Origin of the sequence: Mucilaginibacter rubeus (genome assembly GCF_003286415.2) — a bacterium.
Lineage (GTDB): Bacteria > Bacteroidota > Bacteroidia > Sphingobacteriales > Sphingobacteriaceae > Mucilaginibacter > Mucilaginibacter rubeus_A.
This window is the reverse complement of sequence record NZ_CP043450.1, coordinates 6,181,851-6,194,688: the sequence shown is the minus strand read 5'-3', so window position 1 is coordinate 6,194,688 and position 12,838 is coordinate 6,181,851. Positions and strand designations below refer to the sequence as shown.

Here is a 12,838-nt window from a genome sequence, read left to right as displayed (position 1 = left end):
TAAAAATCAATCAGGCCAGCTGGATCTGGATGGTGTACAACGTGTGGTGAATGTCAACCTTACTGCACACACCGTTGGTATAGCTGTAGAAATTGTAGTTACCATCGGGCAAGTCTATCCGGTATACATGCGGACTTACCTGTTTAACCTGCAAAAACTGCTGAAAATTATCAGAATATACCTGAGCCTGGTTTTCGGGTTCGCGGCAGTAGAGCAGCATCAGGTTGGCGGCAATTTGTTTTTGATCAACAGTCTTGCCGCATTTGCCTTCGGCGATGGTTTGGTAGCCTGAAGCGATGGCTTTAGTTTGGCGATTACACTTCTCAGTTCCGTTAACATTACGGCATACCTGCGAACTGATGAGCTTGCCATTATTAAAAGTGCTCTCTTCCTGGATATCAACCTTAACGCTGAAAATGAAGCGCATTTTTACCTCGGAGATCATTTTGAGGTATAGCTCATCGCCCTGGTGTTTTTGGTACAGGTTCATGTGGCCAACCACCTTGCCGCTGTGCAGCACGTTGTACTTAACTGTTTGTTCCTGCGCCAAGGCTCCCACAGCAAGGCACAATAAAGCCACAACCATAGCAGCCCATTTGAGCGGACCGAATACATTTAACGTTGGGAAAGTTTTGTTTTGGAGGGCAGGCCGGATATATTTTTTAAATAACCAAATTATTAAAGCGGGTATCATGGGTAATTATTTTAAAGTGATTGAATAAAGCTTTTAACGCGTTTACTTTATTACAACACTCTAAACTTTTACCCCTATGCCTTTGCATTATTTTGTTTGATTAATTAAATACTACTATGTCTATGTGAATTATATAGATTGTAAATGTAGAAAAATAAATGGAAAGAAAAGAGAAACTTAACTCTCCATATAATATTTAACAATTGCCACATCCGCCTCCGCCCAATCCAAAGCTAACAATTCATCTTTAGCAACCCATTTAAAATCAAGATGCTCTTTAAGAATAATCTCGCCAGAGGTAATTCTACAAACAAAAGGGATCAGTTGTATGGTCACATTAGGATACTGATGTGTGTTAGCGGGTAGGGGTGCTACAATCTCAATATCCACATGAAGCTCTTCTTTAATCTCGCGGATGAGGCAGGCTTCGGCGGTTTCGCCGGGTTCAATTTTACCGCCGGGGAATTCCCACTTTAGCGGCAGGCTCATGGTTGCGTTTCGCTGGGCAGCGAGAACGAGTCCGTCGGCATTAACAATAATAGCGCAGGTTACTTTAATCACGTTTCTAAGATATGAGTTTGGAAGAAGAAACAAGACGGCAAGAGTCAGGAAGCAAGACCGTAAAGTTTATAAAGAACAGAAGGCATTATTATCCCCAAAACAAAAGCGCGCCGGCCCGACAAAAAAGCGGGCCTGGGAGTATAGCCTGTGGGGGGAAGCATTTTTTTGTCTTGATGTTTGGTTACTTTGCATCTAAGGTAAAGTAACTGGCCTCCGCGGCCAAGAGCGGACGATGTAAGTTAAAACTCCGAGAATTTCAACCATCCTCCAAAACCAACAAAGAAGCGGGTTGACTATCGCAGAAACACACCCCTCCGCCCCTCTCAAGAGGGGAGTCGCGCAAGGCCACGCTTTTTATAAATCTCTATAAAAAGAAAGCCCCGATCCTAAAAGAACCGGGGCTTCATATATAAAATCACTTAAAAAACTTATTGCGCCGGGAACGCGCTGCTGAAGTGCGAACCATCAGGGTAGATACCGGCAATAATAATGTTGCCTTGTATCGGTTTTACAATTGCCCTGTCAATATCATCAATACTGCCGATAGCTATTTTATTGATGCTGGTGATCACCACACCTTCAGGAATTTCGGCAGCATCAAATAAGCCACCTTCGCGTACCTGGGTTACCAGTACACCACCGTTAACATGCAGTTTTGCTTTTTCGGCCGGGGTTAAAGCGTGGAAGCTTGCGCCCAGTTTGTTAAACAGCTCTTCGGCCGATTTAGATGTGGCTGTAGTACGGTTAGTTGCCGGTGCCGCGTCGCCTTTAAGAGTTACCGCGAAATCTTTATCCTTGCCATCGCGCAATACGGTGACGTTAATCTTGTCGCCAGGTTGCAAACGGCCTACGCGTTCCTGCAAGTCGGATGATTCATAAACCTGCTGACCTTCAACTTTAACAATGATATCGCCTTTCTTTAAACCAGCCTGTTCGGCGCCACCGCCCGGTACCAGATCGTTAACGTATAAACCGTTGGTGGTTGTTACGTCAAGTTTCTGGGCTACATCCGGGTTAAGTTCGGTGAAAGTAACACCTACAAAACCGCGTTTCACAGTACCGAATTTTTTGATATCGTTCAATACTTTTTTAGCCAGGTTAACCGGGATAGCAAAACCATAACCTTCGTATGAGCCGGTGTGTGAAGCAATAGCGGCGTTAATACCGATCAGCTCGCCACGGGTGTTAACCAACGCGCCTCCGCTGTTTCCAGGGTTAATGGCCGCGTCTGTTTGAATAAACGACTCGATAGCTTTATTCAATTTTGGAGCTGTTTGCTGACGGGTACGGCCGAACGGATTTTCGTCCGAATTATCTTCGCTGCCTATGATGCCAATGTTACGGCCTTTAGCGCTAATGATACCTGCTGTAACGGTTGAAGTTAAGTTAAAAGGGTTACCAACGGCTAAAACCCATTCGCCAACTTTAGCGTCGTCGCTGTTGCCTAATTTTACAATAGGCAGGTTGGTAGCGCTTACTTTAATCAGGGCCAGGTCGGTGCTTGGATCGGTACCGATAACTTTGGCGCTAAATGTACGGTGATCATTGGTGGCAACAGTAATTTTGTCGGCCTTTTCAACCACGTGGTTGTTGGTTACGATATAGCCATCAGGCGAAATGATAACGCCCGAACCAGATGCCATTTGCGGACCTTGCGGACGCGAACGCTGACCAAACATATCGCCAAACATTTGCTCCAGCTGATCCTGACCGCCACCGCTGGCTTTGCTGCTATACGTGGTGCGGATGTAAACCACCGCTGGGGTAGCTACGGCAGCTGCTTGTGTAAAATCCAGATCGCCGGTTGATGATACCGGGGCCGACGGATTACTGGTAAAATATACTTTCTGTTTGTCCTCAAAGCTCATGTTGTCTGAGTACTTGTTTTCGATAACCTTGTATACCCCTAAGGCCATCGCCCCTCCAACAAAAGCGGTTAATAGTGTTAAACCTATCTTTTTCATTTATAATTTGCCTTTCTTATTATTAAGTTTACTTATTTTACAAATCAAATTTAATACCATATAGACGAGATAATCAACGATAAGTTATTGCGTTTTATGTTAAAATTTGTTAAATAGATCAACATTGGCTTTTTTGATTGTTAGCATGGGTTTTGCTAATACTAATAAGCTGACATTAAATAGTATAATAACGTGAATTTACATTTTTATAAGTACCAGGGCGCCGGAAATGATTTTATTTTGATAGACAATCGCGATAACAGCGTTGATCATCACAATCCTAAGCTAATTTCAAGCCTTTGCGACCGCCGTTTTGGTATCGGGGGCGATGGCCTCATGCTGCTGCAGAATAAAGAAGGGTACGATTTTGAGATGGTTTATTACAATGCCGATGGTCAGCCGAGCAGCATGTGCGGCAATGGCGGACGTTGCATTGTAGCTTTTGCCAAATTTTTAGGCGTTATTGAGTCGGAGACTGAATTTTTGGCCGTTGATGGTCCGCATTATGCCAAAATTTCAGACGAAGGTGATTGGGTGAGCCTGCAAATGACAGATGTAAACGATGTTAGCAAAGATGCCGAAGCCTACGTGCTCAATACCGGCTCGCCACACTATGTAAAACTGGTTGACGGCCTGGCCGAGCGCGATATGTATACCGAAGGCTATGCCATCCGCAATAATGAAACCTATCATGAAAAAGGCATCAATGTAAACTTTGTTGAACCTGCCGAAGACGGTTATTTTGTACGCACTTTTGAGCGCGGGGTAGAGGATGAAACTTTTGCCTGCGGTACGGGTGTTACAGCGGTAGCATTAGCCATGGCCCAACATAACGAGCAAACCGGGCACATCACCACCCCTATAAAAGTATTAGGAGGTAACCTCAATATCCGCTTTGATTATGATGGCAAAGCTTTTACCGATATCTTCTTAGAAGGTCCGGCTGTTAAGGTTTTTGAGGGAGAAGTGGTTATTTAAGAATCAGGACTGTTAGATTCAGGAATCAAGAGTTTTGGAGTTGAAAAACGGGGGCAAAAAACTATGTCATTGCGAGCGAAGCGTAGCAACCGCACGGAAGCAGAGTAGCTCTGTATAGTATGCGATTGCTTCGTCGTTCCTCCTCGCAATGACATGAAATAATAGCGCGGCTCTTAATGTACCGGTTTTAGTAAGTTGAAAAACGTCCCATCCATTATAACGTCGCCAATGGCTTCAAAGGCGGTTTTGCGTGAGGCTTCCTGCTTCATGTCTTCAGCGTAAAAAATATGATCAACGCCTAAGGTTTTCAGGAAAGGATCAATTTTAGAATGCCATTTGTTTTTGTAGCAACAGATCTTAATGTTTCTGTATGCCGGGTTTGAACTTATGCGACGAAGGATTTTTTCGATATCCTGAACAAGATAGTCGTAATCGAGTATGAGCAGGTTGGGTTTGATATCATGTATGACCGGAAAGATAGCCGCGGTTGTTGAAATATGTTTAAAAACCTTGTTATTAGGCAATACCTCAAGCCCAACTACATGTGGGGCAACCAACAGTACAACTTTAGACCGTACACGGATCATGATCAATCAATTAGGATGCTTAAAATTAGCGTTAAATTTCTACTTGTCAAGCATTTATTAATTAATTTAATAAAGATTCTACTCTTATAATTAAATCTTCATAAAGTAATACCTTTTATCATTTTCGGTTTTTATAATTTTAATATTAAATTAACTTTTGCGATAATTTTTACACCTCGCTTATAATATTTGCTTTTCTCCGCCTTTTCCAACGCCTGATCAGCAGCAGAAGGATGACAGCGCCTATCATTAAAGGCCACAATGCTATAAGCGCGAAAAACAGGTTTTGTAAAACTTCCCAGCCTTCGCCAAGTGCGGTTTTAAATTTATAACCAAAGCCGTTGCCAGTGTTTACTTCTCCTGTATGACGGGTATAAAAGCTGATATCAAGCGAGCTGTAACTAACCTGGCTGCTCAGGTAATTAAGTTGTCCCTGGGCCGAATCGATGGTTGTACGGATACTGGCCAGTTTATCTTCTATCGCCAGCAGATCGGTCATTTTGGTTGCTTTGGCTGCCAGTTGCAGATAACGTTGTTCTAACTGTTTGTTATTGCCGATCTCGGCGCGAACATCTATAAACTGCGTGGTTACATCGCGGATATGGATATTCTTTGATTCGATATGGTCTGCACTGGACGTTAAATTGTTTAAAAATACATCGAAGTTTTTGGATGGAACCCTGATCTTGAGGCTATACTCTTTTTGATTGGTTTCGCTGCTGGTGGTTTCGTTTTCTTCGGCAAGATAACCGCCTAACTTTTTTAGTGAAGAGACGATATTTTGTTTAGCCGCCTTTGGGTTACCCGTTTCAAAGCGAATATCACCTTCCTTAATGATCTTTTTGGCGGTATCGGCAATGGCAGGATTAGGCGCGGCCGGTTTAGCTATATTGTTATCTTCCAGCTGATCAGCAGCTGCAATGCTCTTTTCTTCTACAGGAGGAGGTGGCGCTAACACTACGTCTTGCACCTTTACTTTTTGTTCTGTATTATGTTTGCATGAGGTTAGTACAAGCAAAAAACTTATTGACAGGAAAAAATAGGTTTTCATAATAAGGCTGTTTAATTGTTTTAGATTAAACGGCTTTTGCCTTATTAAATTGTATTAAAATTAATTTTTAAAGAATTTAATTTTGTTTTCATGAAATAAATAAAATTAAATTTTAGTTATTTCAGTTTTTCATTGTTTTTATGCCGCTCAGCATCTCGGATACTTTTTTTCTGCATGTTTTTTTCAAGAGCTTCGGTAAGGTCGATGCCGGTTTGATTGGCCAGGCAAATGAGCACGAAAAGCACGTCGGCCATTTCATCGGCAAGGTTAACTTCGGTATCTGATTTTTTGAATGATTGCTCGCCGTATTGTCTGGCCATGATGCGGGCTACTTCACCAACCTCTTCCATTAAGATGGCGGTGTTGGTGAGTTCGTTAAAGTACCGGATCCCCATTGTTTTTATCCAGTTATCTACCAGTTTTTGTGCTTCGCTGATCTCCATAAAACAGTTTTATTGTGGCCTAATTTCATGAAATTTTTTGGAATGAGGCGAATAGGCATCTACCGAAAACAAAATGAAAATACATTGTAAGGTTTCGTTGCCCGGCACGACTAAGGAGCAAACAACTTAAAAAATCAAACATGAAAACCAGATCAATCATTTCAGGCACACTTGTCGCCATTTTTGCTGTTGCCGGCCTTACAGTTAATGTACAGGCTAAAACATCGGCTCCTTTGCATAATACCGTTTTACTTAGTGATACCGGTAAAATGAAAAAGGATAAGATGAGTAAAGACAAAATGAGTCATGATAAAATGGCTTCGGACAAAATGGGCAAAGACAAGATGGGTTCGGACAAAATGAGCCACGATAAAATGGCATCAGACAAAATGGGCGCTGATAAAATGTCAAAAGACAAAATGGGTTCAGATAAAATGAACCACGATAAAATGTCTAAAAGTAAAATGAGTAAAGGTAAAATGGGCAAAGACAGCTCAGGTAAAATGTAACCTTGCTTTTGTTTTGTGATTGTTTAAAGGGAGCCCGCAGGAGCTCCCTTTTTGCTTTTAATGGATCCTGCCTTTCTCGTCCTGGTTGCCGGTATCCTGTTTCTCTGCCTTAGTTAAGCTATTCCCAAAACGATAGCTGATGCCCACCAGGGCATACCTGTTGATCTGGAAGTTGGTATATTTTTGCCGTACACCATTAACAACGGTAGTAACTGCCGAAGCGCTGCTCCTGAAAACATCATTCATCACAAATGAAACATCTACCTTCTTTTTAAAAACGAAGGCCTTAATACCGAGATCAAGTTTATAATAGGCATCACTCCGGCCAATATGGTCAATCTCCGGGAACTGGTACCAGAAATTCACCGCTCCTGAAAAACTTTTATCCGCATTAAAATAAATATTATTGTTGGTAGCGATATAGACCCCGAACCCGCTGATCCCTTTTACTGCCGCTAATGCCGATTTTGCATCGGTATGGTAAAAGGTGAACTGGTTATTATTATCCAGCCAGCTCAACAACTGCATCGAATAATTTTCGGAGATGCCAAGCCGGTAAGTTTTAATAAAGTTGAGCGGCGTAGTATAAACCAGGTTGGTATCTGCCCGGGCAATGGTTACGTTGTTGAAACCGTTGTTGGTGACGTTTAAAAATATGGCCGATGTAAGCCTGTTTTTGTAGGTATGCGAAAGTTCAAAATTGGTATTGTATTCGGGCTGGAGGTAAGGATTGCCCTCGCCATAACTGTAAGCCGTGAACAGGCTCTTGAATGGGTTTAGGTTCCAGAATGTTGGCCGGTTAACCCGCCTGCCGAAATTTAGCGCAAGGCTGTGGTCGACTCCGGCCTGGTAACTAACTGTTGCCGAGGGGAACAACCGGGTGTAATTGTTAATGGTAGTTTGATTAAGCGTATGCGAAAAACCTTTGGTTTCGGTACGTTCAACACGCAGGCCGGCCTGGTATTTCCATTTACCATCTTCGCGGTTGATACTGCCATAAACCGATTGAGTGTTTTCGGTGTAAGTAAACTCGTTACTCAGGTTACGGTCATAGCTTAAGGAATCATTAGCAGCTTTTTTATAGTAAAAGGCATTACTGTAATTGTTGATAAAGCTCAATTTACCGCCAAAAGCAAAACGGGCGTATTTGGTAGGCAAAAAGGCATCGGCTTTAAAAGTGTAAATATTGATATCCTGTTTATTGGTATCGTGATAGCGGTTGCGACTGGCGGCATTCAAAGTGCCATCGGCAAGGTAGGTGTTGCTTTCAAAATCAGATCGGTCGGTGCGGTAGTAATTAAAATAGTCGGCATTAAGCAGCAGTTTTGCGCCGGAGGTATCCAGGCTGATGGTGCTATGCAGGTTCACCGCGTTGCTGATGGCTACCGGGTGATAGGTGGCGTAGGTTTTCAGCGTTGAATCGATAGCGCCGCTGCCGTTGTTGATGATAGGGTTATTCACATGGTCCGACCCATCATAAGTATTTTTTCCGCCCTGGTAATTTATCCCTGCGGTAACCTTGGGACTAAACCGGTAATCGGCCCCGGCAATAAAATTTAAATTATGATAGCGGTAATTGCCGGTATCAGTTTGCAGCCAGGTTTGTTTGGGATAATAAATATCGGTTTCAAAACCTTCCAGCTCGTGGTCATGATCAACATTTACACTGGCATAAGCCGATAGTTTGGCCGTGTTATAATTGATGTCGCCACTTGCGTTAAGCCACCAGTAATTGCTGGTGCCATAAACCGAGGCCGGATTATGCAACCATTGTTTTTGATTTACCTGTACACTGCCCGAATAGCCCTGCTTTTTGCTATGTTTTAAAGTGATATTGATAAGCCCGGCGTTTCCTTCGGCATCATAAGCGGCCCCCGGATTTTTAATCAGTTCGATGGTGCCAACCTGGCTTGCGGATAACGACCGCAGGTAACGGAGCAGATCGGCACCCGCCAATTGCACCAACCGTTCGTTTACCATAACTTTAACACTGCCTTTGCCAACAATACTTAAATCGTTATCGCCAACTTTTACACCCGGTACACGGCCAATAACTGTGAGCGCATCCGCCCCGGCAGATGTTGCACTTGTAGATACATTGTAAACCAGTTTATCGCTTTTATTTTCGACAGAGGCTTTGCTCGCGGTTACTTTTACTTCATTTAACTGTGTGGTATTATCCACAAGGGTAACGGATAAGGTAGTATCCTGCTGCAGGCTTAATTTAAGCACGGTTGTTTGATAGCCGGTATAAGTGACGGTTAGGTTGTAATTGCCTTTATCAACAGCAGTAAAACTGAATATACCAGCCGAATCGGTTTGTACCGCCCGGGTTTGCTCGGAGTCTTGCTGTTGCAGATTAACAACGGCAAAGACTAAGGGATTTTGGGAGACGCCGGTTACTTTACCGGATACTTTTACCTGGGCAAACAGGCCGCTATAAATCAAACTGAAAAACAGAACGCTGTAGATATGTTTCAAACGGGGGCAGGTTGTGGTTTATAATGTTTGTAAAATAAATAAAAAACCGTCGCTAATTGTTTAGCGACGGCTCTATTTTATTTTCAGATATGTTTCGGGAGGCTTGGCCTGGTATTAGATTTCGCTTTTTACATGTTCCAATCCCCCGTTTTCGGTAACGTAATATTCAGAACGCAAATGCGCGTCCGGATTGATGTTACTGTCTTTCTTTTTGCTTTTTCGGGGACCCGACACGGCCAGGATAATGGCTGCCAGGAAGAGGGTTATCTCTATCAAACTCACTAACATGGGGAGATGTATTTATTTTCTTCATGATGTTGATTGATTGGGTGATTGTTTTTTGTTCAATTTAGTTTGATTGTAAAATAAGAAAATAAAACCTCATGTTATTAACCCAGGTGAAAATTACTGTGGTTTTTTGTGCCGATATTTGGAATGATTACGCTTTGTTAACAGTATGGAATCAAAACAGGAAGTATTGAACGATTTGCTTGGCAAGTTTGCCGAGCTATCGGCAAACGATGTCAACGTCAGTTTGCCTTACTGGCGCACCCGTAAAATTGAGAAGAGCGATTTTTTTAACATGCAGAACATTGTATGTACCGATCTGGCGCTGATTACCAAAGGCCTGTTCCGGATCTACTATGTACATCCCGAAACGCAGGAAGAAAAGAATATCTACTTTTTCTCTGAGCGGCAGTTCCTGGTATCCTTCCGGAGTTTTGTCAATCAGTATCCCTGCGCTTATTATATCCAGGCTATGGAAGATGCCGAGATCATCTCCATCAATTACAACGACCTGCAGTATCTTTATGGCACGCCAACCGGCTGGCCACGCTTCGGTCGCCTGATAGCCGAATTATTCTTTAACCAATCGCAGGCCCGTACCGAAGAATTTATGTTCAATACCGCCGAAGAACGTTATTTAAAAATGATAACCCAGCACCCCAATATTGTAAGCCGTATTCCTGCATATCACATTTCATCCTACCTCGGCATAAAAAACCCATCGCTTACCCGCATCAAAAAGCGGTTATCGCAGCAAAAGCCCTAAAAACGAAATTCCGCTGACAAATGCCCTCTGTAGTTTTCACCCAGGTGAAAATTACTGCTTCGTTTTGTGCCCAACTTTGCTTCATCAAACAAGACACAAACAAAAAATTGAAAATCATGTCAGCAAATAAAACATTGATCATAGAAACATCAGCCGCGGCTAATACAGCGCGCGAGCTACGCAAACTTTATTTTATCAGGGTAGCATTTTCAGTTACCTGGGTATTATTGGTAGCCTTGTTAGCCAAAACGTCTTACACAGCAGCTGTAGTACTGTTGGTGATCTACCCGCTGTGGGATGTTGTAGGTACATTCCTCGATATCCGCGCCAATAAGGGTAATGGTACATCCTTAACACCGCAGTATGTCAATGTTGCCATCAGTATTGTTACTACCTTGACAGTAGGTTTTGCTATAACCAAAGGCGTACCTGCGGCCTTAATTGTATTTGGGGCCTGGGCATTATTAACAGGGTTGATCCAGCTGGTATTGGGTTTAAAAAGACGGAAAGAATTTGGCGGCCAGTGGCCAATGATACTGAGCGGCGGCCAGTCCATGCTTGCTGGCGTATCATTCATCGCCATGGCACATTCGCCTAATATGGGTATTGTGAATTTGGCAGGATATTCGGCCTTCGGCGCTTTTTATTACTTATTAGCGGCTATCAGGTTAGGTAAAAGTGCGAAAGCGGTTGGGCAGAAATAATAGTTAACATTAGCCAACGAGAGCGGGGGATGTGCGATTCCCTCCCCTGGGAGGGTGTAGGGAGGGGTTTCTTCAATATGCTTATTCGGTAAATAAGGCGGATAAACCCCTCCCTGCCACTACTCGTTTCCTTCGCACCCCTCCCCAGGGAGGGAATTAAGGAGTGGCATATTTCTATTGAAAAATTCCCTTAAATTTCAAAAATACAACTCCTTCATTCACCAACTGCGCATCCGCTTTAAGCTGCTCATCAAGCAAGCTGATCTTGATCTCCAACCCAACCTGCTCGTGTTGATTAGGATCAATGAACGATAGAAACTTGATGTTATCGGCCTTAATAAGCTTTAGCTTTTTATTCGAAGAGCTCTCCAATATCTCTTTAATCATCTGCATCATGCATACGCCCGGCACAACAGGGTTGCCCGGAAAATGCCCTTTGAAAATATCATGCGCCGGGTTAAGGGTAATGGTGGTTTTAATCAAACCGCCATCAAATTCAGGAGTGCTGAAAGTAAAAAAGGTATCTTTGAGCATTATCGTTTAAGGCGTTTGAGGCCAATATTAAATTTAAAGTTTTTATGGCTGATGCCTATGGTATCGGGAATGCCATCATGAAAATCATGCATAATGGCCTGCACTACAGGTTGCCTGTCGGATGAGCGCTCCATACGGATGAGTTCTGTTCCTGCTTGGTTGGTAATGTAATAATTAGCGCCTTTTTCTTGCGGGAAAACATAGTATAATAAACTATCATCCTTACGCATATAACCTATTTCCGGGTTTTGTTTACGCATCATTATCAGTTCAAAATCTTTTTGCAGGGTGATGATCACCGGACGTTTATCCATCTGCTTAATGATGTAGTATACCTTAAAGCCGCCGGCGGGTTTAAACTCAAAATCGAAGAATTTGAAGCCCATCTCATTACTGAATACCATGCGTACGCTTTTATCGGGCAGGGTTTTAATAAGCAGAAGTCCGCTCAAATGGTGACCGCCTACAACATCTACCTCGGTTTTATAAAGTACGTTGGTGAAATCGGGCGCGAATTTTTTGATCTCACGTATGTTGCCCTCTGCCGGTTTCAGGTTTTTGTAAACCGATGAGCAGCCGGCCAGCACGAGCAAGCAACTACTTAATAGCAAAAAGCGCATCCGGAATATTGGCATTGATCTCTTTATTAGTGAAATGCAGGATGGTGCTATCGCCCGAGCTTTCCAGCATTTCGATGGCGTTTACCGAATAATCTTTTTTATCTACGGTGATTTCAATGGTTTTGAAAAAATCGCTCAGTTGTTTGTTAACCGGCGAAAGCGAAACCAGGTACGTGCCCTTGTTTTCATAAACCGCCGATTTGAAATCGCCGCTGTTAAGGGCTGTGCCCTGGATGCAATCGACCACAATTTTATTGATCTGTTTAAAAACTTTATTTGAACGGGTGGATACCTTGTTTTCCTTTTGACCGTCTTTAATGTATACATTATCCTTATTCAGGATCATGAGGTAACTGAATGGCTGGGTATATTCCATCCGCAGCATATTGGGTTTCCGGTACCAGAATTTTCCTTTTGAGGTAATCTTTTCCGATAGCATGCTCAGGTTTTTTTCCTGGGTGAAATCGCTTTTAATGCTGTTTGTTTTCGCGGCAACTTCGGCAAACTGCTGTTTGAATTTGGTGAGATCAGAGAGTTGGGTGTAGCCTGCGTGTTGAGCCTGGGCGTTAAAAGTCAGACAAATAACAGCAACTAAAATCATTGCCAATTTAAAAAGCAGGGGCCCGCGCGATTCCCCTCTTGAGAGGGGTGTAGGGGT

At 43.0% G+C, this 12,838-nt stretch carries 15 protein-coding genes; 4 read left to right on the top strand and 11 right to left on the bottom strand.

Translation table 11 applies throughout. The features are described from left to right. Positions 1 to 10: 10 nt before the first annotated feature. The 3 genes from DEO27_RS24815 to DEO27_RS24805 all read right to left on the bottom strand — a co-directional run bounded on the left by DEO27_RS24815 (position 11) and on the right by DEO27_RS24805 (position 3,219). Complete coding sequence (locus DEO27_RS24815) at positions 11 to 694, bottom strand: DUF6134 family protein (RefSeq protein WP_112568382.1); 684 nt, start codon at positions 692 to 694, stop codon at positions 11 to 13. 177 nt (positions 695 to 871) lie between these two features. After that, the gene (locus DEO27_RS24810) at positions 872 to 1,255 is read right to left on the bottom strand and encodes a (deoxy)nucleoside triphosphate pyrophosphohydrolase (RefSeq protein WP_112568384.1); all 384 of its coding nucleotides are present in this window, start codon (positions 1,253 to 1,255) and stop codon (positions 872 to 874) included. A 428-nt stretch (positions 1,256 to 1,683) separates the two neighbouring features. Further along, positions 1,684 to 3,219, bottom strand: coding sequence for a Do family serine endopeptidase (locus tag DEO27_RS24805; protein ID WP_112568388.1), 1,536 nt, complete (start codon positions 3,217 to 3,219; stop codon positions 1,684 to 1,686). Positions 3,220 to 3,411: 192 nt separating this feature from the next. On the opposite strand from DEO27_RS24805, the gene dapF reads away from it, so the two are divergent. Beyond that, positions 3,412 to 4,197: a diaminopimelate epimerase gene (gene dapF / locus DEO27_RS24800; protein WP_112568390.1), complete on the top strand. Its 786-nt coding sequence runs from the start codon at positions 3,412 to 3,414 to the stop codon at positions 4,195 to 4,197. A 173-nt stretch (positions 4,198 to 4,370) separates the two neighbouring features. On the opposite strand, the gene DEO27_RS24795 is transcribed toward dapF, so the two are convergent. The 3 genes from DEO27_RS24795 to DEO27_RS24785 all read right to left on the bottom strand — a co-directional run bounded on the left by DEO27_RS24795 (position 4,371) and on the right by DEO27_RS24785 (position 6,278). After that, on the bottom strand, positions 4,371 to 4,784 hold the full coding sequence (locus DEO27_RS24795) for a hypothetical protein (RefSeq protein WP_112568392.1): 414 nt from the start codon (positions 4,782 to 4,784) through the stop codon (positions 4,371 to 4,373). Positions 4,785 to 4,953: 169 nt separating this feature from the next. Then, complete coding sequence (locus tag DEO27_RS24790; protein WP_112568394.1) at positions 4,954 to 5,835, bottom strand: DUF4349 domain-containing protein; 882 nt, start codon at positions 5,833 to 5,835, stop codon at positions 4,954 to 4,956. A gap of 116 nt (positions 5,836 to 5,951) precedes the next feature. Beyond that, positions 5,952 to 6,278 carry a nucleotide pyrophosphohydrolase gene (locus DEO27_RS24785; protein WP_112568396.1) on the bottom strand — a complete coding sequence of 109 codons (327 nt, stop codon included), beginning with the start codon at positions 6,276 to 6,278 and terminating at the stop codon, positions 5,952 to 5,954. 140 nt (positions 6,279 to 6,418) lie between these two features. Between DEO27_RS24785 and DEO27_RS24780 the strand changes: the two genes are divergently transcribed. Further along, on the top strand, positions 6,419 to 6,787 hold the full coding sequence (locus DEO27_RS24780; protein ID WP_112568398.1) for a pentapeptide MXKDX repeat protein: 369 nt from the start codon (positions 6,419 to 6,421) through the stop codon (positions 6,785 to 6,787). A gap of 57 nt (positions 6,788 to 6,844) precedes the next feature. On the opposite strand, the gene DEO27_RS24775 is transcribed toward DEO27_RS24780, so the two are convergent. Then, positions 6,845 to 9,268 carry a TonB-dependent receptor domain-containing protein gene (locus tag DEO27_RS24775; RefSeq protein ID WP_112568400.1) on the bottom strand — a complete coding sequence of 808 codons (2,424 nt, stop codon included), beginning with the start codon at positions 9,266 to 9,268 and terminating at the stop codon, positions 6,845 to 6,847. 114 nt (positions 9,269 to 9,382) lie between these two features. Next, the gene (locus DEO27_RS31620) at positions 9,383 to 9,556 is read right to left on the bottom strand and encodes a hypothetical protein (RefSeq protein WP_190295223.1); all 174 of its coding nucleotides are present in this window, start codon (positions 9,554 to 9,556) and stop codon (positions 9,383 to 9,385) included. 169 nt (positions 9,557 to 9,725) lie between these two features. On the opposite strand from DEO27_RS31620, the gene DEO27_RS24770 reads away from it, so the two are divergent. Continuing rightward, the gene (locus tag DEO27_RS24770) at positions 9,726 to 10,322 is read left to right on the top strand and encodes a Crp/Fnr family transcriptional regulator (protein ID WP_112568402.1); all 597 of its coding nucleotides are present in this window, start codon (positions 9,726 to 9,728) and stop codon (positions 10,320 to 10,322) included. A 116-nt stretch (positions 10,323 to 10,438) separates the two neighbouring features. After that, entirely contained in the window at positions 10,439 to 11,026 is a 588-nt protein-coding gene (locus DEO27_RS24765) for a DUF308 domain-containing protein (protein ID WP_112568404.1), read from the top strand. A 174-nt stretch (positions 11,027 to 11,200) separates the two neighbouring features. Here the strand turns inward: DEO27_RS24765 and DEO27_RS24760 are convergent, their stop codons facing one another. Genes DEO27_RS24760 through DEO27_RS24750 form a run of 3 tightly spaced genes read right to left on the bottom strand, consistent with a single transcriptional unit; the run spans position 11,201 to position 12,781 of the window. Next, on the bottom strand, positions 11,201 to 11,560 hold the full coding sequence (locus tag DEO27_RS24760; RefSeq protein ID WP_112568406.1) for a 3-hydroxyacyl-ACP dehydratase: 360 nt from the start codon (positions 11,558 to 11,560) through the stop codon (positions 11,201 to 11,203). Then, a complete protein-coding gene (locus DEO27_RS24755) occupies positions 11,560 to 12,195 on the bottom strand; it encodes a hypothetical protein (protein ID WP_146749978.1) in 636 nt (211 codons plus the stop codon). Before DEO27_RS24755 ends, DEO27_RS24760 begins: the two co-directional genes overlap by 1 nt. Next, complete coding sequence (locus tag DEO27_RS24750; RefSeq protein WP_112568410.1) at positions 12,158 to 12,781, bottom strand: LolA family protein; 624 nt, start codon at positions 12,779 to 12,781, stop codon at positions 12,158 to 12,160. Before DEO27_RS24750 ends, DEO27_RS24755 begins: the two co-directional genes overlap by 38 nt. Between the last annotated feature and the right edge of the window lie 57 nt (positions 12,782 to 12,838).